Annotated in this window: 27 protein-coding genes; 10 read left to right on the top strand and 17 right to left on the bottom strand. The window is 70.8% G+C overall.

Annotated elements, in window-relative coordinates; translation table 11 throughout:
* Positions 1-23 precede the first annotated feature (23 nt).
* The gene (locus AAG801_RS18145; RefSeq protein WP_341889602.1) at positions 24-860 is read right to left on the bottom strand and encodes a class II glutamine amidotransferase; all 837 of its coding nucleotides are present in this window, start codon (positions 858-860) and stop codon (positions 24-26) included.
* A gap of 90 nt (positions 861-950) precedes the next feature.
* Between AAG801_RS18145 and AAG801_RS18140 the strand changes: the two genes are divergently transcribed.
* On the top strand, positions 951-1,841 hold the full coding sequence (locus tag AAG801_RS18140; protein ID WP_341889601.1) for a TauD/TfdA family dioxygenase: 891 nt from the start codon (positions 951-953) through the stop codon (positions 1,839-1,841).
* Between the two features lie 15 nt (positions 1,842-1,856).
* On the opposite strand, the gene AAG801_RS18135 is transcribed toward AAG801_RS18140, so the two are convergent.
* Genes AAG801_RS18135 through AAG801_RS18125 form a run of 3 tightly spaced genes read right to left on the bottom strand, consistent with a single transcriptional unit; the run spans position 1,857 to position 4,564 of the window.
* Positions 1,857-2,753, bottom strand: a complete 897-nt coding sequence (locus tag AAG801_RS18135; protein ID WP_341889600.1) for an SDR family NAD(P)-dependent oxidoreductase — start codon at positions 2,751-2,753, stop codon at positions 1,857-1,859.
* Positions 2,754-2,802: 49 nt separating this feature from the next.
* Complete coding sequence (locus AAG801_RS18130; protein ID WP_341889599.1) at positions 2,803-3,642, bottom strand: helix-turn-helix domain-containing protein; 840 nt, start codon at positions 3,640-3,642, stop codon at positions 2,803-2,805.
* A 34-nt stretch (positions 3,643-3,676) separates the two neighbouring features.
* A complete protein-coding gene (locus AAG801_RS18125) occupies positions 3,677-4,564 on the bottom strand; it encodes a LysR family transcriptional regulator (RefSeq protein ID WP_341889598.1) in 888 nt (295 codons plus the stop codon).
* Positions 4,565-4,673: 109 nt separating this feature from the next.
* Here AAG801_RS18125 and AAG801_RS18120 point away from each other — a divergent pair, with 109 nt between their 5' ends.
* The 4 genes from AAG801_RS18120 (at position 4,674) to AAG801_RS18105 (ending at position 7,131) form a co-directional block, all read left to right on the top strand.
* A complete protein-coding gene (locus AAG801_RS18120) occupies positions 4,674-5,756 on the top strand; it encodes an alkene reductase (protein ID WP_341889597.1) in 1,083 nt (360 codons plus the stop codon).
* Positions 5,749-6,264 (top strand): hypothetical protein, encoded by a 516-nt coding sequence (locus tag AAG801_RS18115; protein WP_341889596.1) that lies wholly within the window; start codon positions 5,749-5,751, stop codon positions 6,262-6,264. The genes AAG801_RS18120 and AAG801_RS18115 overlap by 8 nt, the downstream gene beginning before the upstream one ends.
* Positions 6,218-6,412 carry a pirin family protein gene (locus AAG801_RS18110; protein WP_341889595.1) on the top strand — a complete coding sequence of 65 codons (195 nt, stop codon included), beginning with the start codon at positions 6,218-6,220 and terminating at the stop codon, positions 6,410-6,412. Before AAG801_RS18115 ends, AAG801_RS18110 begins: the two co-directional genes overlap by 47 nt.
* Positions 6,413-6,525: 113 nt before the next feature.
* Positions 6,526-7,131: a DUF1134 domain-containing protein gene (locus tag AAG801_RS18105; RefSeq protein ID WP_341889594.1), complete on the top strand. Its 606-nt coding sequence runs from the start codon at positions 6,526-6,528 to the stop codon at positions 7,129-7,131.
* Positions 7,132-7,161: 30 nt separating this feature from the next.
* Here AAG801_RS18105 and AAG801_RS18100 read toward each other — a convergent pair whose 3' ends face one another.
* Positions 7,162-8,124, bottom strand: coding sequence for a 2-dehydropantoate 2-reductase (locus AAG801_RS18100; RefSeq protein WP_341889593.1), 963 nt, complete (start codon positions 8,122-8,124; stop codon positions 7,162-7,164).
* 67 nt (positions 8,125-8,191) lie between these two features.
* On the opposite strand from AAG801_RS18100, the gene AAG801_RS18095 reads away from it, so the two are divergent.
* The 4 genes from AAG801_RS18095 (at position 8,192) to AAG801_RS18080 (ending at position 10,662) form a co-directional block, all read left to right on the top strand.
* Complete coding sequence (locus tag AAG801_RS18095; protein ID WP_341889592.1) at positions 8,192-8,617, top strand: rhodanese-like domain-containing protein; 426 nt, start codon at positions 8,192-8,194, stop codon at positions 8,615-8,617.
* Positions 8,618-8,636: 19 nt separating this feature from the next.
* Positions 8,637-9,365 (top strand): Crp/Fnr family transcriptional regulator, encoded by a 729-nt coding sequence (locus tag AAG801_RS18090; protein ID WP_341889591.1) that lies wholly within the window; start codon positions 8,637-8,639, stop codon positions 9,363-9,365.
* A 26-nt stretch (positions 9,366-9,391) separates the two neighbouring features.
* Positions 9,392-10,201 carry a TlpA disulfide reductase family protein gene (locus AAG801_RS18085; protein WP_341889590.1) on the top strand — a complete coding sequence of 270 codons (810 nt, stop codon included), beginning with the start codon at positions 9,392-9,394 and terminating at the stop codon, positions 10,199-10,201.
* A gap of 125 nt (positions 10,202-10,326) precedes the next feature.
* On the top strand, positions 10,327-10,662 hold the full coding sequence (locus tag AAG801_RS18080) for a hypothetical protein (RefSeq protein ID WP_341889589.1): 336 nt from the start codon (positions 10,327-10,329) through the stop codon (positions 10,660-10,662).
* 7 nt (positions 10,663-10,669) lie between these two features.
* On the opposite strand, the gene fba is transcribed toward AAG801_RS18080, so the two are convergent.
* The 10 genes from fba to AAG801_RS18030 form a co-directional block, all read right to left on the bottom strand.
* Positions 10,670-11,707, bottom strand: a complete 1,038-nt coding sequence (fba, locus tag AAG801_RS18075; RefSeq protein ID WP_341889588.1) for a class II fructose-bisphosphate aldolase — start codon at positions 11,705-11,707, stop codon at positions 10,670-10,672.
* A 22-nt stretch (positions 11,708-11,729) separates the two neighbouring features.
* Positions 11,730-13,784, bottom strand: a complete 2,055-nt coding sequence (tkt, locus tag AAG801_RS18070; RefSeq protein WP_341889587.1) for a transketolase — start codon at positions 13,782-13,784, stop codon at positions 11,730-11,732.
* 17 nt (positions 13,785-13,801) lie between these two features.
* On the bottom strand, positions 13,802-14,680 hold the full coding sequence (locus tag AAG801_RS18065) for a phosphoribulokinase (protein ID WP_341889586.1): 879 nt from the start codon (positions 14,678-14,680) through the stop codon (positions 13,802-13,804).
* Positions 14,681-14,761: 81 nt separating this feature from the next.
* Complete coding sequence (locus AAG801_RS18060) at positions 14,762-15,835, bottom strand: class 1 fructose-bisphosphatase (protein ID WP_341889585.1); 1,074 nt, start codon at positions 15,833-15,835, stop codon at positions 14,762-14,764.
* Positions 15,836-15,844: 9 nt separating this feature from the next.
* Positions 15,845-16,552 (bottom strand): HAD-IA family hydrolase, encoded by a 708-nt coding sequence (locus AAG801_RS18055; protein WP_341889584.1) that lies wholly within the window; start codon positions 16,550-16,552, stop codon positions 15,845-15,847.
* Positions 16,549-17,283: a ribulose-phosphate 3-epimerase gene (gene rpe, locus AAG801_RS18050; RefSeq protein ID WP_341889583.1), complete on the bottom strand. Its 735-nt coding sequence runs from the start codon at positions 17,281-17,283 to the stop codon at positions 16,549-16,551. Before rpe ends, AAG801_RS18055 begins: the two co-directional genes overlap by 4 nt.
* Positions 17,283-18,083 carry an HAD-IA family hydrolase gene (locus AAG801_RS18045; RefSeq protein WP_341889582.1) on the bottom strand — a complete coding sequence of 267 codons (801 nt, stop codon included), beginning with the start codon at positions 18,081-18,083 and terminating at the stop codon, positions 17,283-17,285. Before AAG801_RS18045 ends, rpe begins: the two co-directional genes overlap by 1 nt.
* 109 nt (positions 18,084-18,192) lie before the next feature.
* Entirely contained in the window at positions 18,193-19,092 is a 900-nt protein-coding gene (gene cbbX / locus AAG801_RS18040) for a CbbX protein (protein ID WP_341889581.1), read from the bottom strand.
* Between the two features lie 41 nt (positions 19,093-19,133).
* On the bottom strand, positions 19,134-19,553 hold the full coding sequence (locus AAG801_RS18035; protein ID WP_341889580.1) for a ribulose bisphosphate carboxylase small subunit: 420 nt from the start codon (positions 19,551-19,553) through the stop codon (positions 19,134-19,136).
* A 10-nt stretch (positions 19,554-19,563) separates the two neighbouring features.
* Entirely contained in the window at positions 19,564-21,021 is a 1,458-nt protein-coding gene (locus tag AAG801_RS18030) for a form I ribulose bisphosphate carboxylase large subunit (protein ID WP_341889612.1), read from the bottom strand.
* Positions 21,022-21,136: 115 nt separating this feature from the next.
* On the opposite strand from AAG801_RS18030, the gene AAG801_RS18025 reads away from it, so the two are divergent.
* Positions 21,137-22,156: a LysR family transcriptional regulator gene (locus AAG801_RS18025; RefSeq protein ID WP_341889579.1), complete on the top strand. Its 1,020-nt coding sequence runs from the start codon at positions 21,137-21,139 to the stop codon at positions 22,154-22,156.
* Here AAG801_RS18025 and AAG801_RS18020 read toward each other — a convergent pair.
* Both AAG801_RS18020 and AAG801_RS18015 read right to left on the bottom strand, forming a co-directional pair.
* A complete protein-coding gene (locus AAG801_RS18020; protein ID WP_341889578.1) occupies positions 22,095-22,832 on the bottom strand; it encodes a hypothetical protein in 738 nt (245 codons plus the stop codon). The two genes, AAG801_RS18025 and AAG801_RS18020, sit on opposite strands and share 62 nt — an antisense overlap.
* 104 nt (positions 22,833-22,936) lie before the next feature.
* Positions 22,937-23,907: GGDEF domain-containing phosphodiesterase (locus AAG801_RS18015; RefSeq protein ID WP_341889577.1), on the bottom strand; the 971-nt coding region annotated here is incomplete at its 5' end.

Raw genomic sequence — 23,907 nt, 5'->3', positions numbered from 1 at the left:
CGCCCGACGCGCCGCGCCCCGGTTCAGGCCACGGCCAGCCGGACGGCGGCAAACGACGCCACGGGCTCCGGGCGGCGCACCGGCGTGTGCCGCCACACTTCCTCGCCGGCCTCGAACACGCGCAGTTCGCCAGCGGCGAACGGCCGCCACGGTTCGTTGCGCGTCAGCGGTTCGGTGGCGATCAGCACCATGCGGTCGTCGGGGCCGTTGGCCTGTGCGAGATCGAGCACCAGGTCGTGGTCGACCAGGTGCGCCTCCGTGAAGGGATGCTGCCGCTGCAGTGCGTGCAGCCGCGTGCTGGCGTGGGCGTAGAGCACCTCGCCGTCGGAGAGCAGGAAGTTGAAGTTGCCGTGGCGTGCCACGCCGCCGGCCAGTTCGGCCAGCAGCGGCGCCACGTGCTTCCAGTGCGGCACGGCGCGGCGGCGGAAGGTGCGGCGCAGCTCCTGCATCAGGTAGCAGAAGGCGCGCTCGCTGTCGGTGTCGCCCACCGGCAGGTGGCTGCCGTTCAGGCGCGGGGCAAAGCCCTTCAGGTCGCCGTTGTGGCAGAAGGACCAGTGCCGTCCCTGCCACTCGCGCACGAAGGGATGGCAGTTCTCGAGGCGCACCGGGCCTTGCGTGGCCTTGCGCACGTGGGCCAGCACGGTGCGTGCACGGATCGGGTGGCGGCGCAGGAAGTCGGCCAGCGCGGCGTCGCTGGCGCGCTGCTCGTCGATGAACACCCGGCAGGCGCGGCCGTCGTGGAAGGCCAGGCCGAAGCCGTCGACATGGTCACCCGTCACCCCGCCACGCGCCGACAGGCCCGTGAAGGAGAAGGTCGCCGCGCTCGGCGTGTTGCTGTTCAGGGCGAAGAGCTGGCACATGGGTCGTGAGTGGAATGCTCGGATGGCAAGCGAAGCTCGTGCCACACTGGAATTGAAACCCGCCCGCCGGTTCCTGAAACGAGAAACAGCATGCGAAATTCGACGTTCACCGTGCCTTCCAACGCGCCCGAGGCCTGGGCGGTGCACCCCTTCGACGCGCCGCTGGGTGCGCAAGTGGTCGGCCTGGACCTCTCGCAGCCCTTGGACGATGACACTTTCAGGCAGGTGCACCGCGCTCATCTGGCCCACCATGTGCTGGTGTTCCGCGACACGCGCATCACGCCGGCGCAGCAGATCGCCTTCAGCCGCCGCTTCGGGCCGCTGCAGACCCACGTGCTGCACCAGTTCCAGCTCCGCGGCCACCCGGAGATCCTGGTCGTCTCCAACATCGTCGAGAACGGCCAGCCGATCGGCCTGGGCGACGCCGGCCACTACTGGCACTCCGACCTGTCCTACGTCGACAAGCCCAGCCTGGGCTCGATGCTGCACGCGCAGGAGTTGCCCGCCGAAGGCGGCGACACGCTGTTCGCCAACATGCACCTCGCCTTCGACACGCTGCCGGCGGCGCTCAGGCGCGCGGTCGACAGCCTGCAGGCCGAACACTCCTACCTGTGCAAGTACGAGGAACTGCGTGCGCGAAGCCCGTGGCGGCCGCCGCTGAGCGCCGAGCAGATCGCCCAGGTCAAGCCGCAGGTCCACCCGGTCGTGCGCACCCACCCCGAGACCGGCCGCAAGGCGCTGTTCGTCAGCGAGCACTTCACCACGCGCATCGTCGGCCTGCCCGAGCGCGAGAGCGCCGAGCTGCTGGCGCAGCTGTTCGCGCACAGCGTGCGGCCCGAGCATGTCTGGCGTCACCGCTGGCAGCCGCACGACATGGTGTTCTGGGACAACCGCTCGGTGATGCACCTGGCCGCCGGCTGCCCCGACCACCTGCGCCGCCGCCTGAACCGCACCACGATCGAGGGCGATGCGCCCTATTGAGGGGCGGCGCGGGCACTACAGCTCGAAGGCCTCGACCCGCCGCCCGTCGACGTCGGTGAAGCCGTACTCGCGCGCCAGGTCGGCGACACGATGCACGCGGCCGCTGCGGGTCATCACCTCGCGGTCGGCGGCAAGGGCGGCGACCGCACGGCCGAGGTAGCGCGGCGATTCGGTGCGCGCCAGCGCCGGCACCTCGCGCCAGTGCGCCTCGTCGGTGTGGTGCCCTGCCAGCACGAACTCCGTGCGCATCCACCCCGGCGACAGCGCCAGCGAGGCCACGCCGTGCGGGCGCAGTTCCTCGGCCACGCCGAAGGCAAGGCGGTTGATGGCCGCCTTGGCGAGGTCGTAGAACAGGTTGCCGCGCAGGTAGCGGTCGCGGTCCCAGAAGGTGGTCGCGACGATCAGGCCGCGGCCCTGCGCCACCATCAGCGGCGCTGCTGCGCGGCTGGCCATCAGGTGGAGGCGCACACCACGGTCCATCATCGCGTCCCAGTGCGACAGCGGATGCTTCCAGAACGGCGCGTCGAACACTCCGTCGAAGCTCTCGTGGCCGCCCCAGGCGTTGTTGACCAGCACGTCGATGCGCCCCTGCTCGACCTGCACCCGCTCGAACAGCTGCCCCACCTGCGCCGCGTCGCCGTGGTCGCAGCGCACCGCGATGCCGGTGCCGCCGGCGCGGCCGACCTGCTCGGCGGTGTCGTCGATGTCGCCCGGCAGCGTGGCCAACTTCGACATCGCCAGCAACTGCTCGTAGCCGGCGGCCGGTGCGCCACGCGTGCTGCGCCCGGTCACGTAGACGGTGGCCCCGGCCGCGCCGAGCTCGATCGCGATGCCGCGGCCGGCGCCGCGGCTCGCGCCGGTCACCACCGCCACGCAGTGCTGCAGCGGGCGCGCGCTCGTCGATGTCGTCATCAGGGACTCCTCGAAGTGTCGAAGCCGCCACCGTAGCCGCCAGCGCCGCTCAAGTCTTGGAAGAACCCGAAATCGCGCGCAGGCGGTAGCCGGTCGGCGTCAGGCCGATCAGTTCGGCGAACTCGTGGGTCAGGTGCGACTGGTCATAGAAGCCGCCGTCCGCAGCCAGCTGGGCCCAGTCCGGATCGTGTTCCCGGCGCAGCGCACGCAGCAGCGACTGCATCCGGGCCATGCGCCCGAATGCGCGCGGCGACAGGCCGAGATGGCTGCGGAACAACTGCTGCAGGCGACGCTCGCCGAGACCGCTGGCCCGAGCCAGCTCGCGCACGGAGAGGCTGCCGCGGGTGTCGGCGATCTGCCGCAGGAGCGCAGACACCCGTTCTGGCCCGGCGCCGTTCTGCCGCTGGGCACGCCGGTCGAGCTGGCGCCAGATGCAGCGCACGCACGCCTCCTCGGTCGGCGCGCCGGCCAGCCCATCGATCAGTTCGACCGTGCCGTCGCTCCACAGCTCCGCGAGGGCCACCGACTGGTCCGCCAGCTCGATCGCAGGCAGGCCGAACAGGTCCAGCGCCGCGCCCGGACGCAGCGTCAGCGACAGGCCGTGCATCGCGCCGCTCAGCCGCAGCACGGCCGGCCGGATCGACGCGCCGACGACGACCGCCGAAGGTCGCTCGCCGAGGCCGATCAGCAGCCGCAGCGCGCCGTCAGGCAGCACACGCTCGACGACCTCCGCGCCCTCGTCCAGCGCCTCGCGGTAGTGCATCGCATGGGCGACGTGCCGCCGCAACGCCTGCGGCACCGCCAGCGCGCGCAGCGCGTGGGCCGGCACGCCGGACTCCGGGCCCTGGGTGACGTCCTCGGCGAGGCGGATGAAGAGCCGCTCGGTCATGTGTCGGTCCATGCGGTCAACCCGTCGAGCAGCGTCAACCCAGCGCCAGGCCCTGCAGCCGCTCGGCGAACCACAGCGTGGCCGGGCCGGCGCCATGCGCGCGCCAGGCGACGCTGAGATGCACGCGCGGCTTCGGCGCGGCCACGCGCAGCGCCACCAGGCGGCCCTGCGCGAGCGCATCGGCGGCCAGCAGCGTCGGCAGGAAGCCCACGCCCATGCCGGCCTCCTGCGCACGCAGCTTGGCGTGCAGGCTGGCCACCGTGAGCACGTCGGCGGCCGAGGTGATGCCGCTCGAGCGCGGCGGCAGGCCGCGCGACGAGTCGGCAACGACGACCACGCGGTGGCGGCGGACCGCCGACAGCTTGACCGGCTGCGGCTCGCGCGCCAGCGGATGGCCGGGCGACACCGCGAAGACGAAGGACACCGCGCCGAGCGGCCGGTGCGCGATGCCCATCGCGCCGCTCTGGCCGATCTCGGTCAGCGCCACATCGGCGCGCTGCGAGATGAGTGCGTCCCAGGCGCCGCCGAGCACCTCGGACAGCAGGCGGATGCGCGTCGGGTGACCGGCGGCGTAGAACTCGTTCACCACACCGAGCACCGCCTCGACCGGCACCAGCTCGTTGGTGGCGATCGCCAGCTCCGCCTCCCAGCCCTGCCCCAGCGTGCGCACCCGGCGCTCGACGGCAGTCGCCGCGTCGAGCACCGCGCGGCCTTCGTCGAGCAGCAGGCGGCCGGCCTCGGTGAGCACGGCACGGTGGCCGCTGCGGTCGAACACCTGCACGCCGAGATCGTCCTCGAGCTTGCGCACGGTGTAGGACAGCGTCGAGGTCGTTCGGTGCAGTTCCTCGCCGGCGGCCGCGAAGCTGCCGCGGCGCGCGATCGCATCGAGCACCTGCAGTGCGTCCAGGGTGAGGCGAAGCATCGTGTGGATCTCGTTCGACGGATTCGAAGGACTCGGCCGAATCTATCCGCTTTCTTCCTCGGTGGCACAGGCCGAACATTCCACGCATCACCCACCACCTCCCATCGCCATGACGACCGCCCCGATCACCCTGCACACACCGCTGGCCGCCGGCCGGCTGCACCTGCCCCACCGCGTGCTGATGGCACCGATGACACGCAGCCGCGCCGACGACGATGGCCTGGTGGGCCCGCTGACCGCCGCCTACTACGCGCAGCGCGCCGGCGCCGGCCTGATCCTCAGCGAGGCCATCTACCCCGAGCCGATGGGCCGCGGCTACGTGCGCACGCCCGGGCTGACCGACGAGCGCCAGGCCGCCGCCTGGCGCGTGGTCACCGATGCGGTGCACCGCGCGGGCGGCCGCATCGTCGCGCAGCTGATGCATGCGGGCCGCATCAGCGACCCCTCGCTGCTGCCCGGTGGCGCCACGCCGGTGGCGCCCTCGGCCGTGCGGCCGGCCGGGGCGACCTTCACCGATGCCGGCATGCGGCCGCACATCACGCCGCGCGCCTTGTCTGCCGCGGAGATCGGCGCGATCGTCGCGTCGTTCGGCGCCGCGGCACGGCGAGCGATCGCCGCCGGCTTCGACGGCGTGGAACTGCATGCTGGCGCGGGCTACCTGCCGATGCAGTTCCTGTCCACCGGCAGCAACCTGCGCAGCGACCGCTATGGCGGCCCGGCGATCAACCGGGCGCGCTTCACGCTCGAGCTGCTCGAGGCGATCGTCGCCGCCGTCGGCGCCGATCGGGTCGGCCTGAAGCTCACGCCGGGCATGGTGTTCAACGACATCGCCGATGCCGACCTGCTCGATACCTACGGCACGCTGATCGACGCGCTGCGCCCGCTGCGGCTCGCCTTCCTGGAGATGGCGCCGGGGGCCGCAGGACTGGGCCTGCACGAGGCACTGCGCGAGCGCTTCGACGGCGCCTGGTTCGCCGGCGTCGGCTTCGACCGCGCGCAGGGCGAAGCCTGGGTCGCGCAGGGCCGCGCCGACGCGATCCTCTACGGCCAGGCCTTCATCGCCAACCCCGACCTGCCGCGGCGCTTCGCGCTCGGCGCGCCGCTGAACAACGCCGATCAGGACAGCTTCTATGCCGGCGGTGCGCGCGGCTACATCGACTACCCGCTGCTCGATGCCGAGGTGAGTGCATGAACCTGCCACGTACGCGATCGCCGTGCTGCTGCGCGTGGAGGCGCTGCAGCGGCAGCGCGCCGCCGGCATCGACCTCGGACTGCTCGGCGTGCTGATGCTCTTGATGCCGCGCCACGGCGGCGCCGAGGCGGCTGCGCTGCCCTGGGCCGTGCTGGCGCTGGCCGGGCCGATGCTGCTCGCGGCAGGCAACCTGTTCCGCTCGCTGGCCTGGCCGCCGGGCCTGCACCCGCCGTCGGCCGCAAGCCTGATGCCGACGCTGCAAGCCCTGCTGGTCGTGCCCGGCGCAGCGGCACTCGGCCAACTGGCACTGCCGGTAGTCGTGGGGCAGCTGGGTTACGTCATCACCGTCGCCACCTTGCTGCTGGGCGTGTTCATGTTCGGCGAGCGCCATGGCGCCACCACCTTCGCCGCGGTGGCCACCGTCTTCGCCGGCATCATGCTCGTGCACCGCGCTGCGCCCGATGCGCCACAGCGACGGCGCCTGGCTGCCGCGGAGGCACGCCGATGATCCGCCGGCGCCCGGCCGCGACTCGCTCGGCAACCTGGCCCTGATGCGGCCCGGCGACGTGCGTCTGATGCGCGCCGGCAGCGGCATCGTGTACGGTGAGATGAATGCTTCGGGCAGCGAGCCGGAGCACCACCTGCGTGACGCCTGAGACCGCGGCTGTTACATCGGCACATCCCGGAACATTCCGAAAAACCCGCTTCGCGTCTCGCCGACTAAGGTGGAAGCCTGAGCCCCTCCCCCGAAGGGCCCAAGGAGAAAAACATGATCGACACTCGTTCTCTGGTCATCGACACCACGCGCCGCGCCTGGCTGGTCCGTGCCGGCGCCGGCACGCTGGCGCTGGGCCTGCCCCCGATCGGCCGCGCCGCGGACGTCACCGACACCGAGACCTACGACGAAGCCGGCACGATGAAGGCCGTGACCGACTTCTTCGGCCAGACCACCGAAGGGCTGGCGCAGGTCGTCGCCAAGGCCTTCCGCGAGCAGGGCCGGCCGAACGGCTACATCCGCGGCGAGGAGGTCGCCGCCGCGATCACCGCCGGCGTGCGCTACGGTGAAGGCGAACTGGTGCTGAAGTCGGGCGAGACACGCAAGGTCTACTGGGCCGGCCCGTCGATCGGCTTCGACCTCGGTGCGAATGCGTCCAAGGTCTTCGTGCTGGTCTACAAGCTGCCTGACGCGAAGGCGATCTTCAAGCGCTACCCCGGCGTGGATGGCAGCCTGTACTACGTCGGTGGCGTCGGCCTCAACTACCAGCGCCTGGACGGCGTGACGCTGGCGCCGATCCGCCTCGGTGCGGGCCTGCGCGCCGGTGCGAGCGTGGGCTACACGCACTACCGGCCGGAGAAGTCGCTGAACCCGCTGTGATGGCCTGCCGAACGCAGCGCTGCACCGACGTCAGCGCGCGGCGGCCTGAGCCTCGGCTTCGGCCTCCGCCAGCTTGACCAGCGCGTGCAGCGCCTGGTTGACCGGCGTGGCCACGCCCAGTTCGGCACCCCTGCGGGCGACGAAGCCGTTGAGGTGGTCGATCTCGGTGGGCTTGCCGCGCGCCAGGTCCTGCGCGGTCGACGAGCGCTGCATCGGCATGCGCACGGCGATGGCCTGCATCGCGGTCATCGCCTCGTCGAACACCAGGCACCGGCCGTCGGCCTGCGCCACCGCGACCACCTCGCGCACGATCTCGCGCTGCAACTCCCGCATGGACGCCACTTCGGCAATGCGGCCGTAGGGCGCCTGTGCCAACGCCGAGACGGCGTTCCAGGCGCAGTTGACCATCAGCTTGGTCCACAGTTCGCCCATCACGTCGCTCGAGAGGCGGACGCTCACGCCGGCCGATGCGAACAGATCGACGACGGACGCCAGCCGCGCCTGCATCACGGCGTCCTGCGCCGAGGCTGCATCGCGCGCACCGATCACCAGATCGCCGCCGCCCGAATGCACCACCCGCCCCGGCTCGGGCATCGCGGTGGCGACGTAGACCACGGCCGGCACGATGGCCTGCCGCAGGTGGCGCGCCAGCGCCGCGGCGTTCTCCACCCCGTTCTGCAGGCTCAGCAGCAGTGCATCGGCCTGCAGCCGAGGCGCGAGTTGCCGCGCCAGCGCCTCGGTGTCACCCGACTTCACGGCCAGCAGCACCAGGTCGGCGTCACGCACGACGTCGAGGTCCGTGCTGGCCGCCACGGCGATCGCCTCGTCCTGCCCACGTCGATGCAGGCGCAGCCCGCCTGCAGCGATGGCGCGCACATGGGCCTCGCGGCCGATCAGCGTCACGCGGTGGCCGGCGGCTGCGAGCAAGGCGCCGTAGTAGCTGCCGACGGCGCCTGCGCCGACCACGGCGATGTGGCGAAATGGGGACTTCACGCGATCAGTATGCAGGCACGCTCGACCTCCAATATCATTGTGCGCTGATATTGGAGCCCAGCCTGCCATGTTCCTGCCCCGCCTCTTTGCCTCTGCCTGCTTCGTCCCGGTCCGGCGCCACCTGCTGGCGCTGTTGCTTGCCGCGTGCGCCGTGCCGGTCTCGGCGCAGGACCTGTCGGTGAGCCTGGACAGCGCCCGCGCCGCCTTCGAGGCCGGCCGCGCCGTGCTGGTCGACATCCGCGAACCCGACGAGCATGCACGCGGCGTGGCGCCGGGCGCGACGCTCTTGCCGATGAGCCAGCTGGCGGCGCGCCTGGGCGAGATCCCGGTGTCCACCGACAAGCCCGTCCTGCTGATCTGCAACACGCAGAACCGCTCCAGCCGCACGCTGAGCGCGCTGCGCCAGCGCGGCTACGGGCATGTGCGCTTCGTCGAGGGCGGCATGAGCGAGTGGATGCGGCGCGGCTGGCCGACGGTCAGACCGGCGCGCTGACGACCACACCTCCGCGGCGATGGCCATCGTCCCGCTCTACCGCCGGGATGCGCGGCATCCCCAGGCGCAGGCTTGCGCGGCCTGCGAAGTGCGCGGCAGCGCGCTGTTCGGCGCGCTCGACGACGCTGGCCTGGACCACATCCACACCCACATTGCCAGTGTCGAGATCACGCCCGACCAGCCCGTCTACGCGCGCGGCGAGGCCGGGGCGGCGGTGTTCACCGTGCGCGCCGGCATCGTGCGATTCGAGCGCAGCAGTCCACACGGGGACAGGCGCATCGTGCGCCTGGCCGGCCGCGGTGACCTGATCGGCCAGGAGGCCCTGCTGCAGCGCCCCTATGCCGACGAGGCCATCGCCTGCACGCCGGTGCAGCTGTGCCGCATCCCGCGCCACCTGGTCGATCAACTCGCCACCGCGCAGGGCAGCCTGCCGCGCGAGCTGATGCTGCGCTGGCAGGTGGCGCTCGACGCCTCCGAAGCCTGGGTGGCCGAACTGTCCAGCGGCCCGGCGCACCGCCGCCTGCTGCACCTGCTGCTGCGACTGGCCCGGCTCGGCGAACCGGGCGGGCCGGTGTGGCTGCCGCGGCGCGAGGAGATCGGCGCCATGCTCGACCTGACGGTGGAGACGGCCAGCCGCCTGGTCAGCCGCCTGCGCCGCGAGGGTGTGATCGAGCTGCTGCCACCGCGCGCCGCGCGCATCGACCTCGCCGCGCTCGAACGCGCGCTGAACAGCGAAGGCACGGGCTGAGCGCCCCCACCCACCGGCACGCCAACATGCTCACCATCCCGATCGGGCCGCTCGCCCTGCCTGTCGCGCCGCTGCTGCTGCTGGTGGCCGTCGGCGCGGCGTCCTGGGTCGCCTCGCGGCTGGCCGGCCCGGGACGCGCGCACGACGCCGGCAACGCCGTCTTCCACGCCACGTTGATCGGCCTGCTGGCGGCTCGCATCGTGCACCTCGTCGTGCACGGCGCGGCCTATGCAGCCTCGCCCTGGTCGGCGATCGACCTGCGCGACGGCGGCTGGTACGCCCCGGCCGGCCTGCTCGCCGGCGCACTGTGGCTGGCCTGGCGTGGCTGGAAGCTGCTCGCGCTGCGCCGGCCGCTGGCCCTCGGCCTGCTGGCCGGAACGCTGGCCTGGACGGCCGGCACCCTGGCCACGCAGTCGACGCGCACGTCGACGCTGCCCGACATCGCGCTGAACGATTTCGCCACCGGGTCGGCCACCACGCTCGCACGCGCGGCCGCCGGCCGGCCGGCGGTGGTCAACCTGTGGGCGAGCTGGTGCGGCCCCTGCCGCGCCGAGATGCCGGTGCTCGCCGCGGCCCAGCAGCGCCAGGCCGACGTGGCGATCCTGTTCGCCAACCAGGGCGAAAGTGCCGGCACCGTGCGGGCCTACCTGGCCGGCGAGCAACTGATGCTGCGCGACGTGCTGCTCGACGAGCGCTCGGCGCTCGGCCCCGCCGTCGGCTCGCGCGGGCTGCCGACCACGCTCTTCTACGATGCCCGCGGGCGTCTCGTCGACGCGCACGTCGGCGTGCTCAACGCCGCTGCACTGCAGGCCAGACTGGCCGCCCTGCGGGAGTGAAGCGCGGCAACCAATGAAACGCAGCCACTGTTCGCGGGAAGCGGGCCTGAAACCAATGCGGCCCAGACTGCCGAGCCATGACGCAGCTGGACGTTCTCCAGCAAGCCAGAGCAAGGACCCCGACCATGAAGCGTTTCCTCACCGCCCTCTTCCTGACCCTCGCCGCCGCCGCTGCCGCCCAGGCCCAGAGCTTCGTCCAGACCAAGGACTGGGACGTCTACGTCGACCTGCCGACGCGCTTCGCCTACGTGAAGACGCCGACGGGCTGGAAGTTCGTGCGCCAGCTCGACGAGGCGCAGATGGCGAAGCTGCACCCGACCACGCTGACCGCGCTGCTGCCGCGCGAGCAGCAGGACATCCAGTACGCCCACCCGGCGCTGGAACTCTCGCCGCGCATGATGGCCCTGCGCGCCAGCGGCACGCGCGTGGCGGCCCAGCCGGGCACCATCCGCGCCGAGTGAGGCTGGATCAGGCGTAGAGCCTGGCCTGCGCCTCCAGCGGTACGGGCTTGATCTTCGAGGCCTGGGCGGCGCAGCCGAAGGCCTCGAAGCGCGCGATGCAGACGTCGCGCGCCGCCGCGGTGGCGTCCTTGAGGAACTTGCGCGGGTCGAACTCCGCGCGGTCCTTGTTCATCGCGCGGCGCATCGCGCCGGTCATCGCCAGGCGGATGTCGGTGTCGATGTTGATCTTGCGCACGCCGTGGCGGATGCCCTCCTGGATCTCCTCGACCGGCACGCCGTAGGTCTCCTTGATGTCGCCGCCGTTCTCGCGGATCACCGCCAGCCACTCCTGCGGCACCGACGAGGAGCCGTGCATCACCAGGTGGGTGTTCGGGATCTTCGCGTGGATCTGCCTGATGCGGTCGATGGCGAGGATGTCGCCGGTCGGCTTGCGGCTGAACTTGTAGGCGCCGTGGCTGGTGCCGATGGCGATGGCCAGCGCGTCGACGCCGGTGAGCCGGACGAAGTCGGCCGCCTGGTCGGGGTCGGTGAGCATCTGCTCGTGCGTCAGCGTGCCTTCGGCGCCGACGCCGTCTTCCTCGCCGGCCTGGCCCGACTCGAGCGAACCGAGGCAGCCGAGTTCGCCTTCCACCGACACACCGATCGCATGCGCCATCTCGCAGACGCGGCGCGTCACGTCGACGTTGTACTCGTAGCTCGCCGGCGTCTTGGCGTCCTCGCGCAGCGAGCCGTCCATCATCACGCTGGTGAAGCCGGAGCGGATGCTCTGCATGCACACCGCCGGGCTGGCGCCATGGTCCTGGTGCATCACGATCGGGATGTCGGGGTACATCTCGGCCGCCGCCTCGACCATCTTGCGCAGGAAGGGCTCGCCGGCGTACTTGCGCGCGCCGGCCGAGGCCTGCAGGATGACCGGGCTGTCGGTCTTCTGCGCGGCCTGCATGATGGCCTGGATCTGCTCCAGGTTGTTGACGTTGAAGGCCGGCACGCCGTAGCCGTGTTCGGCCGCGTGGTCCAGCAGTTGTCGCAAGGAGATCATCGCCATGGTGGTGTCCTGATTCAGTTCGTCAATGGGTGGCCAGTTCGGGCTTCGCGGCCGCGGCGACGAGGCGCGTGGCGCGCACTGCCACCATCTCGGCGGTGATGCCGAACAGGCGGAACAGATCGCCGGCGGGGGCCGATTCGCCGAAGCGGTCAAGGCCGACCACGTCGCCGTTCTCGCCGACGTACTTCCACCACAGGCCGCTGCTGCCGGCCTCGACCGCCAGGCGCGGCAGGTGCCGCGGAATGACCTCGGCACGGTAGTCGTCGCCCTGCCGCTCGAAGACGTCGAGGCACGGCACCGAGACGACGCGTGCCGCGATGCCCTCCTCGCCCAGCAGCGTGGCCGCGGCCAGCGCCACCTGCACCTCGGAGCCGGTGGCGATCAGCACCACCTGCTCGTGGGCCGGGCGGCGCAGCACGTAGCCACCCTTGGCAATCGCGTCGGTCCGTTCCTGCCCGGCTTCTGCCGCGTGCGGCAGACCTTGGCGGCTCAGCGCCAGCGCACTCGGCCCGTCGCTGCGCCGCAGCGATTCGCGCCAGGCCACTGCTGTCTCGGTCGCATCCGCAGGACGCCACACGTCGAGGCCGGGAACCAGCCGCAGGCTCGACACATGCTCCACCGGCTGGTGGGTCGGGCCGTCCTCGCCGAGGCCGATCGAGTCGTGCGTGAACACGTGCACCACCGGCAGCTTCATCAGCGCCGACATGCGCAGCGCGTTGCGCGAATAGTCGCTGAAGGTCAGGAAGGTGCCGCCGTAGGGGCGGAAGCCACCGTGCAGCGCGATGCCGTTCATGATCGCCGCCATGCCGAACTCGCGCACGCCGTAGTGCACGTGGTTGCCGGTGCCGGCGCCCACCAGCGGTTGGTGGCCCTTCCAGTCGGTCAGGTTCGAGCCGGTCAGGTCGGCTGAGCCGCCGAGCAGTTCGGGCATGGCCGGCGCCACCGCGTTGAGCAGTTCCTGCGAGGCCTTGCGCGTCGCCACCGTGGCGCGCTTTGCTTCCGTGTCGGCAATGGCCTGTGCGAAGGCGCGGTCAGCGGCCGCGTTCGGTGCGCAGGGCGAGGCATGGCGGCGCAGCAACTCGTGGGCGCGATCCGGGTGGGCCTCGGCATAGGCGCCAAAGCGCTGCTGCCACTCGCGCCGCGCCTGCGCGCCGCGCTCGCGCGCCGACCAGGCCTCCCGCACCACCTCCGGAATCTCGAACGCCGGCCAGCTCCAGCCGAGCTGTTCGCGGGTCAGCTTGATCTCCTCGGCGCCCAGCGCCTCGCCGTGTGCCTTGGCGGTGCCGGCACGGTTCGGCGAGCCGTGGCCGATCTGCGTCTTGCAGCAGATCAGCACCGGCTGCGTCGCCGTCTTGGCCGCGGCGATGGCCGAGTCGAGCGCGGCCCGGTCGTGCCCGTCGACGTTGCGCATCACCGTCCAGCCGTAGGCCTCGAAGCGCGCCGGCGTGTCGTCGCCGAACCAGCCCTTGACGTCGCCGTCGATGGAGATGCCGTTGTCGTCGTAGAAGGCGATCAGCTTGTTCAGCCGCCAGGTGCCGGCGAGTGAACAGGCCTCGTGGCTGATGCCTTCCATCAGGCAGCCGTCGCCGAGGAACACGTAGGTGCGGTGGTCGATCACCGCATGGCCGGGCTTGTTGAACTCGGCCGCCAGCAGCTTCTCCGCCAGCGCCATGCCCACCGCATTGGTGATGCCCTGGCCGAGCGGGCCGGTGGTGGTCTCGACGCCGGGCGTGAGGCCGTGCTCGGGGTGCCCGGGCGTGAGCGAGTGCAGTTGCCGGAAGCGGCGCAGTTCACTCATCGGCAGCGCATAGCCCGACAGGTGCAGCAGCGCGTACAGCAGCATCGAGCCGTGGCCATTGGAGACGACGAAGCGGTCGCGGTCGATCCACTGCGGGTCGGCCGGGTCGTGCTTGAGGTGATGGCGCCACAGCGCTTCGGCAATGTCGGCCATGCCCATCGGCATGCCCGGGTGGCCGGAGTTGGCGGCCTGCACCGCGTCGATGGCCAGCACGCGCAATGCGTTGGCGCACAGCGTGCGCAGCGCCGCGTGATCGAGGGAGGGGGTGGTCGTGGTCATGCTCGTGCCCTCCCCGTTCAGTTCGCCAGTGCCTTGCGGCGGCGCTCCACCAGGCGCAGGATCATCGGCGTGAAGATCAGCTGCATCGCCAGTTCCATCTTGCCGCCCGGCACCACCAGCGTGTTGGCACGCGACATCCACGAGTCGTGCAGCATCGACAGCAGGTAGGGAAAGTCGAAGCCGGCCGGGTTGGCGAAGCGAATCACCACCAGGCTCTCGTCGGCCGTGGGGATGGAGCGGGCGATGAACGGGTCGGAGGTGTCGACCACCGGCACACGCTGGAAGTTGATGTGCGTGCGCGTGAACTGCGGGCAGATGTAGTTCACGTAGTCGGGCATGCGGCGCAGGATCACGTCGGTCACCGCCTCGGTGGAGTAGCCGCGCATGCTCTTGTCACGGTGGATCTTCTGGATCCACTCCAGGTTGATCACCGGCACCACGCCGATCAGCAGGTCGGGGTAGCGGGCGATGTCGACGGTGTCGGTGGTCACGCCGCCGTGCAGGCCCTCGTAGAACATCAGCTCGCTCTTCGGCAGGTTCTCCCAGGGCGTGAAGGTGCCGGGCTCCTGCTTGTAGGGCGCGGCCTCGTTGGCGTCGTGCAGGTACTTGCGGCTCTTGCCGGTGCCGCTCTCGGCGTAGTCGCGGAACAGCGCCTCGAGCTCCTCGAACAGGTTGCCCTCATGGCCGAAGTGGCTGAAGTTGCGGTTGCCGTTGGCCTCGGCCTCGGCCATCTTGGCGCGCATGGTCAGGCGGTCGTAGCGATGGAAGGAGTCGCCTTCGATGACGGCGGCGTCGACCTTCTCGCGGCGGAAGATGTTCTCGAAGGTGCGCGTCACCGAGGTGGTGCCGGCGCCTGACGATCCGGTGATCGCGATGATGGGGTGCTTGGCGGACATGGGAGTTCCCGGAAGTGAATAGTTTCGTCTGGCGCGAACGGGTACTCCTTGATCCCGCGCGCGGGTGTCATGTCATCGTGTTCAGACCGTGGTCGCGAACAGGCCGCGCTTGCCGAACAGCGGTGACTTGAAGCTGTCCTGCGGCTCCTCGAGGTGGTAGGTCTCGATGCGCGAGACCTCCTCGGCCGAGCCGAAGATGAAGCCGATGCGCTGGTGGATGGCCTCCGGCTTGACCTCGAGGATGCGCCGGTGCCCGGTGGTGGCCTTGCCGCCGGCCTGCTCGACCAGCATGCCGATCGGGTTGGCCTCGTAGAGCAGGCGCAGCCGGCCGGGCTTGCTCGGGTCCTTGTTGTCGCGCGGGTACATGAACACGCCGCCGCGCATCAGGATGCGGTGCGTCTCGGCCACCAGCGAGGCGATCCAGCGCATGTTGAAGTCGACGCCGCGCGGCCCCGTCTGGCCGGCCAGGCATTCGTCGACGTAGCGCTTGACTGCCGGCTCCCAGAAGCGGCTGTTCGAGGCGTTGATCGCGAACTCGCGCGTCTTCTCGGGGATCTTCAGGTCGCGGTGGCTGAGCACCCATTCGCCCAGGCTGGGCTCGAGCGTGAAGGCATGCGTGCCGTTGCCCAGTGTCAGCACCAGCATGGTCGACGGGCCGTAGATGGCGTAGCCGGCGCAGACCTGCTCGGTGCCGGGCTGAAGGAAGTCCTCCGGCTTGGCGTCCTGCCCCGGCACCGCGGCGCGCAGCACCGAGAAGATGCTGCCCACCGAGACGTTGACGTCGATGTTCGACGAGCCGTCGAGCGGGTCGAACAGCAGCAGGTACTTGCCGCGCGGGAACTGCGGCGGCAGCACGTACATCTCGTCCATCTCTTCCGAGACCATGCCGGCGACGTGACCGTCCCACTCGGCCGAGCGCAGGAACAGCTCGTTGCTCTCGATGTCCAGCGGCTTCTGGTCCTCGCCCTGCACGTTGACACTGCCGGCGCTGCCATGCGTGCCGGCCAGCGCGCCGTGCGCGACCTTGCGCGCGATCGCCTTGCAGGCGAGCGAGACGTCGGTGATCAGCGCGTTCAGGTCACCGGTGGCGCCGGGGTGGCCGCGGCGCTGCTCGATGAGGAACTGGGTGAGTGTGGGCCTTCCGCCAGTGGGCATGACGGTCTCCTAGGTGTTGAGGATCGTGGCGTCGCTGCGGCGCGTGGCGCGCAGCGCGGTGAGCAGTTGCGCGGGTGCGTCGATGCGCAGCGGGGCCAGCCCGCCGGGCAGCGCCTGGTGGCCGTAGCCCCAGCCGACCAGCACGGCCGGGCAGCCGGCGGCGTGCGCGGACAGCATGTCGGGCGCGCTGTCGCCGACCATCAGCATCTGCTGCGGCGCCACCGCCAGTTGCTCGCAGGCAGCCAGCAGCATGGCCGGCGCGGGCTTGCGCAGCGCCGGCGTGTCGGCGCCCTGCACACCCTCGAGGAAGGGCAGCACCCCTGCGGCGTCGAGCACCGCGCGGGCCAGCGGCGTCGGCTTGTTGGTGATGGCGACCATCGGCAGCATGCGGTGCAACCCGGCCACCAGGTCGAGGATGCCGGGGTAGACCGATCCACCGGACAGCGGTGCGGCCAGCGTGGCCACGTCGAAGCCGCGGCGCAGGCGCTGGCGCAGCGTCTCGTCCGCGTCGGCCAGGCCCTGCGCGGCCAGCGCGCGGGCGATCAGCGCATCCGGGCCGTCGCCGATCCAGGCGCGCACCTGGTCGAGCTCGAAGCGCTGCAGGCCGTCCTTCTTCAGCGCGGCGTTCAGCGCGTGCTGGATATCGGGCGCGCTGTCGACCAGCGTGCCGTCGAGATCGAAGGCGACCGCGCGGATCGAGTGCAGCGCGTCGTTCATGCGGTTTCCAGGATCGCGCGGCGCGCGCCCTGCAGCGCCTCGCCGCGGATGCCTTCGATCGCGCCGGCGTAGGCCGCGGTGTCGCGCGCGCCGGTGAACACCGCCGAGCCGGCGACCATCGTGTCGGCACCGGCCGCAGCGATGGCGCGTGCGTTGTCGCGCTTGACGCCACCGTCGACCTCCAGCCAGATCGCGCGGCCGGTGCGCTGCATGGCTTCGTCGACCAGCACCCGCGCGCGGGCGATCTTCGGCAGCATGGCGGGGATGAAGCTCTGCCCGCCGAAGCCGGGGTTCACCGTCATCAGCAGCACCAGGTCGAGCTGGTCGATGACGTGGTCGAGCACATGCAGCGGAGTCGCCGGGTTGAGCACCAGCCCGGCCTTCACGCCCAGTGAGCGGATCAGCTGGATGGTGCGGTCGACATGCTCGCTCGCCTCGGGGTGGAAGCTGATGATGTCGGCGCCGGCCTGGGCGAACATCGGCACCAGCGCGTCGACCGGCTTGACCATCAGGTGCACGTCGATCGGCACCGGCTTGTCACCGCGGACGGCATGCGGCTTGATCGCCTGGCAGACCAGCGGGCCGATGGTCAGGTTGGGCACGTAATGGTTGTCCATCACGTCGAAGTGGATCAGGTCGGCGCCGGCGGCGATCACCGAGCGCACCTCCTCGCCGAGCCGGGCGAAGTCGGCCGACAGCAGGCTGGGCGCGATGCGGATGGCGCCGCTCATCATGCGGCCCCGGCGTACAACGCGCTGACTTCGCACAGCGGCCGCTCGCAGACACGCCGCACCAGTTCGGCGTGGCCCAGCCAGGCCTGGTCCTGCAGCAGCGTGCCGGGCTCGCCCGGCAGCGGGCGCTGCGGGTCGCCGAGGCTCGGCAGCACCATGGCCGCGGCGGAGAAGTCGTGGTCCTCGGTCCAATAGGTCGGCGTCACCACCGTGCGCAGCCCGGCGCGCGTGGCGGCGAGCAGGCCGTTGTGCGAATCCTCGAACGCGATCGCGCGGTCGGCATCGACGCCCAGGTGCTGCAGCGCGAGGCGATAGATGTCCGGCGCCGGCTTCTTGGCGCGCACCTGGTCGCCGCAGGCGATCACGCTGAACATCTCGATGCCGCGCTGCCCGAGCGTCGCGCCGAGCAGCGCGTCGATGTTGGCGGCGGTGGTCGTGCTGGCGATGGCCAGGCGGCAGCCGGCCGTCAGCGCCTCCTCGATCAGCCGCGCCACGCCATCGCGCAGCGGCACCGCGCCATCGGCGACGAAGGAGCTGTAGAACTTGGTCTTCTCGGCGTGGATGGCGGGAATCAGTTCGGTCAGCCGCTTGCGGTCCGAGCTGCTCAGCGTCTTGGTGGCGAGGTACGCGGCGATGCGTTCCTTGCCGCCGGTGGTCTTGAGCAGTTCGCGGTAGGCGTCCTGGCTCCACTTCCAGCCGAGCTTGTAGCGCTCGAAGGCGTGGTTGAAGGCGACGCGGTGCGCCTCCTCGGTGTCGGCCATCGTGCCGTCGACGTCGAAGATCAAGGCCTCAATGCTCATGACCGCCCCTCGTCCGACGGGTACGTCGGCCGATCCCCCGAGGGGATGCGGGCCGGCTTGGGAGCGGCCCGGCGCTCGGCCCGCGGCGACGCTTCCGAGATAGTCTGGTTCATGACGGGGCTCCTTGCTTGGCTTGGGTGAAGACGCGGCTGGCCAGGATGTCCTGCGCGTGCAGCGTGACCAGATCATCGCGCGTCAGCGAGGCGTCGTTGGCAAACAGGCGGGTCGCGTGGCGCAGGCGGATCCGATCCAGCGCGTTGCGGATCGAACGCGCGTTGGCAAAGTGCGGCTGCTCGCGGCGCAGGTGCACGTAGCGGCCGAAGGCTTCCACAGCACCCGCGTCGAAGCGGTAGTTCAACTTGCCCAGCATCAGCTCGGCGATCTGCATCAGCTCGGCCTCGGAGTAGTCCGGGAAGTCGATGTGGTGCGCGATGCGCGAGGCCATGCCGGGGTTGCTCGAAAAGAACGTGTCCATCCGGTCCTTGTAGCCGGCCAGGATCACCACCAGGTCGTCGCGGTGGTTTTCCATGACCTGCAGCAGGATCTCGATCGATTCCTGCCCGTAGTCGCGCTCGTTCTCCGGCTTGTAGAGATAGTAGGCCTCGTCGATGAAGAGCACGCCGCCCATCGCCTTCTTGATGATCTCCTTGGTCTTCGGCGCGGTGTGGCCGATGAACTGGCCGACCAGGTCGTCGCGCGTGACCGCCACCAGGTGCCCCTTGCGCACGTAGCCGAGCTGCTTGAGCACGCCGGCCATGCGCATCGCCACCGTGGTCTTGCCGGTGCCGGGGTTGCCGGTGAAGCACATGTGCAGCGTCGGCGGCTGCGACTGCAGGCCCTGCTCGGCGCGCAGCTTGTCGATCAGCAGCAGCGCGGCGATGTCGCGGATGCGGCCCTTCACCGGCGCCAAGCCGACGAGCTCGGCGTCGAGCTCGTCGAGCAGCGCCTGCACGCCCGAGGACTCGAACAGGGCGCGCGGCGCAGCGCTGGTGGGAGAAGTGGCATCCATGGCGAGCCTCCGGCGTGGTTACTGCGTGTCGGCCGTTCGTCTCAGTACCTGGCGCCTTCGGGCTTGGCCTGCACGGCGTAGCTCTCGATGCTGTAGCGGATCGTGCGGCCGGGCTCCTCGCTGCGGATCAGGCGGAAGCCGGGCTCGTTGGCCGGGCGGTTGACGATGAAGGACATCACCACCGACTCGGTGCCGTGCGTCGAGTCGAACGCCGTGACGCGGATGTACTGCTGCGGGAAGGTCTTGCGGCAGGCGTTGATCTCCATGAGGACGCCGGCGGCGTCCTTGATGTCGAACATCGGGTTGCCGTACATCTCCCAGAAGGTGTTGCGCGGGTGCGGATCGTCGGTGTACTCGATGCCGATCGCCCAGCCCTTGTCGAGGCAGTACTCGAGTTGCTTGCTGATCTGCGCGTCGGTGAGGTCGGGCAGGAAGGAGAAGGTGCCTTGGGTGATTCGCATGTGATGCTCCTTAGGCGACGGCCGGGGTGGGCACGTAGTCGGACGTGTCGGTCGAGGTGTAGTTGAAGCTGATGTCGCCCCAGGTGTCGAGCGCAGCGGCCAGCGGCTTGCACCACTTGGCGGCATCGCGCAGGATCTGCGGGCCTTCCTCGGCGATGTTCTTGCCCTCGTTGCGCGCCAGCACCATCGCCTCCAGCGCGACGCGGTTGGCGGTGGCGCCTGCCTGGATGCCCTGTGGGTGGCCGATCGTGCCGCCGCCGAACTGCAGCACCACGTCGTCGCCGAACAGGTCGAGCAGCTGGTGCATCTGGCCGGCGTGGATGCCGCCGGAGGCCACCGGCATCACCTTCTTCAGCGCGCCCCAGTCCTGGTCGAAGTAGATGCCGCGCGGCAGGTCGACCTTGGTGTGGGTGTCGCGGCAGATGTTGTAGTAGCCCTGCACGGTCATCGGGTCGCCTTCGAGCTTGCCGACCGCGGTGCCGGCGTGGATGTGGTCCACGCCCGCCAGGCGCATCCACTTGGCGATGACGCGGAAGCTCACGCCGTGCGACTTCTGCCGCGTGTAGGTGCCGTGACCCGCGCGGTGCAGGTGCAGGATCATGTCGTTCTGGCGGCACCAGTGGGCCAGCGACTGGATGCCGGTGTAGCCGACCACCAGGTCGACCATGACGATCACCGAGCCCAGGTCTTTCGCGAACTGTGCGCGGCGGTACATCTCTTCCATCGTGCCGGCGGTGACGTTCAGGTACGACCCCTTGACCTCGCCGGTGGCGGCGCTGGCCTTGTTGACAGCGTCCATCACGAACAGGAAACGGTCGCGCCAGTGCATGAAGGGCTGCGAGTTGATGTTCTCGTCGTCCTTCATGAAGTCCAGGCCGCCGCGCAGGCCCTCGTAGACCACGCGGCCGTAGTTGCGGCCCGACAGGCCCAGCTTGGGCTTGGTGGTGGCGCCCAGCAGCGGGCGGCCGAACTTGTCCAGGCGCTCGCGCTCGACGACGATGCCGGTGGGCGGGCCGGCGAAGGTCTTCACATAGGCGACCGGGAACTTCATGTCCTCCAGGCGGGCGGCCTTCAGCGGCTTGAACGAGAACACGTTGCCGATGATCGAGGCGGCGACGTTGGTGATCGAGCCTTCTTCGAACAGGCTGAGGTCGTAGGCCACGTAGGCGAAGAACTGGCCCGGGTTGTTGGGCACCGGCTCGACGCGGTAGCACTTGGCGCGGTACATGTCGCAGGCGGTCAGGCGGTCGGTCCAGACCACCGTCCAGGTGGCGGTGCTGGACTCGCCGGCCACGGCGGCGCCGGCCTCGATCGGGTCGACGCCGTCCTGCGGCGTGATGCGGAACAGCGCCAGGATGTCGGTCTCCTTCGGCTGGTAGTCGCTGTCCCAGTAGCCCATCTGCGCGTACTTGAGCACCCCGGCGGAGTAGCGCTTCTTGGCGTCGGTGATCTGCGTCATGTCCTTCATGTTGCCCATCGCGAGGCTCCTGGTGCGTTGCGGATGTGGGCAATGTAGGCAGGTCCATCGAATAAGAAAAATTAAATCTTTTGACTCATTCATGTGCTCTACCTAATATCACGCCATGCCGCTGACCAAGAACGCCACCTTCCGCCAGCTCGCCACCTTCCACGCGGTGGCGCGGCTGGGCAGCGTGTCGGCGGCGGCCGACGAGATGCACCTGACGCAGCCGGCGGTGTCGCTGCAGATCGCTGCGCTGGAGGAATCGGCGCGCACGCCGCTGCTGCAGCGCACCGGCCGCGGCATCCGCCTGACCGAGGCCGGCGAGATGCTCGACGGCTACGCGCGCCGCATCCTCGAGCTGTGGCGCGAGGCCGGCGAGGAGATGGCCACGCTGCAGGGCGTGTTCTCCGGCACGCTGCGCGTCGGCGCGATCACCACCGCCGAGTACCTGCTGCCGCCGATGCTGGTGACCTTCGCCAACGAGCACCCGCAGGTCAAGCTCAAGCTGCAGGTGGGCAACCGCGACGAGATCGTGCGCATGCTCGCCAGCCAGGACATCGACCTGGCCATCATGGGCCGGCCGCCGGCCGAGCTGAAGACGGTGTCGACCGCCTTCGCCAAGCACCCGATGGCCTTCCTCGTCTCGCCGAGCCATGCGCTGATGACGGAAGCCCGGTCACGGCCGGTGACGATGGAGGCCCTGTCGGAGCAGCGCATCCTGGTGCGCGAGCGCGGCTCGGGCACGCGCTCCACCATCGAGCGACTGTTCAAGGACGCCGGGCTGCCGCTGCGCATCGGCTCCGAGCTGTCGAGCAACGAGGCGATCAAGCACATGTGCGCGGCCGGCTTCGGCGTCGCCTTCCTGTCGATGCACACCTGCGTGCTCGAGCTCGACGCCGGCGTGCTCGCGCTGCTGCCGATGAAGGACAACCCGATCGAGCGCGACTGGCACGTGATGCACCTGGCCTCGCGGCAGCTGCCGCAGGTGGCGCTGGCCTTCGAGAAGTTCCTCTGCACGCGCGGGCAGCAGGAGATCGACCTCCAGCTCGGCGCGCGGCCGGCCGCGCCGCGCAGCCGCGTCAGTGCCGGGGCCGCGCGGGCGCAGCGTCCTGCGGCGGCAGCGCGAACGCGCGCGAAATGATCAGGCCGGACTGCAGGTACAGCGCGTTGAGCAGGCGCCGCACGCGCGCCGCGTCGAGCACCGACCAGCCGCTGAGCTCGTCCAGCGTCGACGACCCCTGGCGCAGGTGCTGCACCAGCGGCATGTCGCAGCGCTCGACCGGCAGCCCGCGCAGCGCCATGCCCGGCGCCAGGCGGTAGCGCACCGAACCGGCGATCTCCGGCAGCAGCTCGCTGCGCGAGCCGTGCATTGCCAGCCGCCACAGCAGCGGCGCCAGCGCGCCGAAGGCCAGCGCACTGGCTGGCGAGCCGTCCGGCGCGAAGGGTGCGAACAAGCCCTCCGGCTCGAGGTGCAGCAGCCGCAGCCGGGCCATGTCGGCATGCGACAGCGCGCCCAGGTCGAGCGGGCAATGGAACAGCTGGTCACGCGGGAACACCGACAGCCGCAGCACGCCACGGCCGTGCTGCAGGTGCAGCGCGAGCGGCCGCGCATGGCGCACGCTGGCCGCGATCGCCGGCAGCAGTTCGGCACCGCCGGGCTGGTCGCTGAAGCGCTGCAGGTCGAGCAGCAGCGAGGGGCTCAGCGTCGACATGACGCTGCCCGGCGGCAGCACGTCGCCGGCCTCGGGCAGCGTGCTGCCGGCATCGGTCGGGCGGAACTGGGTCGTGTCGGCGAACGGCAGGGTCGGCGCGTGCATGGGCGGGCGGGAACACAGGCAGGCGCCGAGGCTACGCCTGCTTGGCCGGCGCCGGGGCGCCCGAAATGCATCCGATCGTTTCAGCGCGACGCGCTCACACCCTCTCAGCCCGGCCGGCCATGAACCACGCTGAGGCGGGCCGCACCGCCCGTGCCATGGAGGCCGGGGAGCTGCTCGAACGCGTCTGGCGCCAGCGGCCGCGCGAACAGGTAGCCCTGCAGTTCGTCGCAGCCCATGGCGCGCAGCACGGCGGCCTGCGCCTCGGTCTCGATGCCTTCGGCCACCAGTTGCAGGTGCAGCGAGCGGGCCAGCGCGACGATCGCACGCGCCACCGCCATCGCGCCGTCGTCGACGCCCAGCCCGACGACGAAGGAGCGGTCGATCTTCATCACGTCGATCGGCAACTGGCGCAGGATGGACATCGACGAGTAGCCGGTGCCGAAGTCGTCGAGCGCGACGGTCACGCCGATGCGGCGCAGCTCGGACAGCTCGCTGCAGGTCGCGGCCGGGTCGCCCATCATCAGGCTCTCGGTCACCTCGAGCTCCAGCGACTGGCCGGGCAGGCCGTGGCGCTCGAGCGCCTCGCGCACGCGTGCCGGCAGCGCGCCAGTGCCGAGCTGGCGCGGCGAGAGGTTGACGGAGATGCGCTGCAGGCCCAGGCCGCTGCGCCGCCACGCTGCCGCCTGCGCGCAGGCGGCATCGAGCACGGCCAGGCCGATCTGATCGATCAGGCCGCAGGCCTCGGCGACGGCGATGAACGCGCCGGGGTACAGCAGGCCGCGCTCGGGATGCTGCCAGCGCACCAGCGCCTCCGCCGAGACGATGCGTCCGTCCTCGGGCCGCACGCGCGGCTGGTAGTGCACGACGAACTCCTGCCGCTCGATCGCGCGGTGCAGCTCGGCCTGCAGCGACACACGATCGCGCGCGGCGCGGTCCAGCTCGGGCGAGAACAGCGTGTGCTGGCCGCGCCCCGCGCCCTTGGCGGCGAACAGCGCGATGTCGGCGCAGCGCAGCAGTTCCTCGCGGTTGCGGCCGTGCTCCGGTGCGAGCGCGATGCCGGCGCTGGCGCCGATGC

Source organism: Variovorax sp. YR752 (assembly GCF_943372545.1).
The sequence above is the reverse complement of the archived record's forward strand: the minus strand, read 5'-3'. Positions and strand labels throughout refer to the sequence as shown.

Bases quoted from the DNA above. Each gene is read 5' to 3' on its own strand.
- AAG801_RS18145 (WP_341889602.1), bottom strand. From the start codon at position 860: ATGTGCCAGCTCTTCGCCCTGAACAGCAACACGCCGAGCGCGGCGACC.
- AAG801_RS18140 (WP_341889601.1), top strand. From the start codon at position 951: ATGCGAAATTCGACGTTCACCGTGCCTTCCAACGCGCCCGAGGCCTGG.
- AAG801_RS18135 (WP_341889600.1), bottom strand. From the start codon at position 2,753: ATGACGACATCGACGAGCGCGCGCCCGCTGCAGCACTGCGTGGCGGTG.
- AAG801_RS18130 (WP_341889599.1), bottom strand. From the start codon at position 3,642: ATGACCGAGCGGCTCTTCATCCGCCTCGCCGAGGACGTCACCCAGGGC.
- AAG801_RS18125 (WP_341889598.1), bottom strand. From the start codon at position 4,564: ATGCTTCGCCTCACCCTGGACGCACTGCAGGTGCTCGATGCGATCGCG.
- AAG801_RS18120 (WP_341889597.1), top strand. From the start codon at position 4,674: ATGACGACCGCCCCGATCACCCTGCACACACCGCTGGCCGCCGGCCGG.
- AAG801_RS18110 (WP_341889595.1), top strand. From the start codon at position 6,218: ATGCGCCACAGCGACGGCGCCTGGCTGCCGCGGAGGCACGCCGATGAT.
- AAG801_RS18105 (WP_341889594.1), top strand. From the start codon at position 6,526: ATGATCGACACTCGTTCTCTGGTCATCGACACCACGCGCCGCGCCTGG.
- AAG801_RS18095 (WP_341889592.1), top strand. From the start codon at position 8,192: ATGTTCCTGCCCCGCCTCTTTGCCTCTGCCTGCTTCGTCCCGGTCCGG.
- AAG801_RS18090 (WP_341889591.1), top strand. From the start codon at position 8,637: ATGGCCATCGTCCCGCTCTACCGCCGGGATGCGCGGCATCCCCAGGCG.
- AAG801_RS18085 (WP_341889590.1), top strand. From the start codon at position 9,392: ATGCTCACCATCCCGATCGGGCCGCTCGCCCTGCCTGTCGCGCCGCTG.
- AAG801_RS18080 (WP_341889589.1), top strand. From the start codon at position 10,327: ATGAAGCGTTTCCTCACCGCCCTCTTCCTGACCCTCGCCGCCGCCGCT.
- fba (WP_341889588.1), bottom strand. From the start codon at position 11,707: ATGGCGATGATCTCCTTGCGACAACTGCTGGACCACGCGGCCGAACAC.
- tkt (WP_341889587.1), bottom strand. From the start codon at position 13,784: ATGACCACGACCACCCCCTCCCTCGATCACGCGGCGCTGCGCACGCTG.
- AAG801_RS18065 (WP_341889586.1), bottom strand. From the start codon at position 14,680: ATGTCCGCCAAGCACCCCATCATCGCGATCACCGGATCGTCAGGCGCC.
- AAG801_RS18060 (WP_341889585.1), bottom strand. From the start codon at position 15,835: ATGCCCACTGGCGGAAGGCCCACACTCACCCAGTTCCTCATCGAGCAG.
- AAG801_RS18055 (WP_341889584.1), bottom strand. From the start codon at position 16,552: ATGAACGACGCGCTGCACTCGATCCGCGCGGTCGCCTTCGATCTCGAC.
- rpe (WP_341889583.1), bottom strand. From the start codon at position 17,283: ATGAGCGGCGCCATCCGCATCGCGCCCAGCCTGCTGTCGGCCGACTTC.
- AAG801_RS18045 (WP_341889582.1), bottom strand. From the start codon at position 18,083: ATGAGCATTGAGGCCTTGATCTTCGACGTCGACGGCACGATGGCCGAC.
- cbbX (WP_341889581.1), bottom strand. From the start codon at position 19,092: ATGGATGCCACTTCTCCCACCAGCGCTGCGCCGCGCGCCCTGTTCGAG.
- AAG801_RS18035 (WP_341889580.1), bottom strand. From the start codon at position 19,553: ATGCGAATCACCCAAGGCACCTTCTCCTTCCTGCCCGACCTCACCGAC.
- AAG801_RS18030 (WP_341889612.1), bottom strand. From the start codon at position 21,021: ATGAAGGACATGACGCAGATCACCGACGCCAAGAAGCGCTACTCCGCC.
- AAG801_RS18025 (WP_341889579.1), top strand. From the start codon at position 21,137: ATGCCGCTGACCAAGAACGCCACCTTCCGCCAGCTCGCCACCTTCCAC.
- AAG801_RS18020 (WP_341889578.1), bottom strand. From the start codon at position 22,832: ATGCACGCGCCGACCCTGCCGTTCGCCGACACGACCCAGTTCCGCCCG.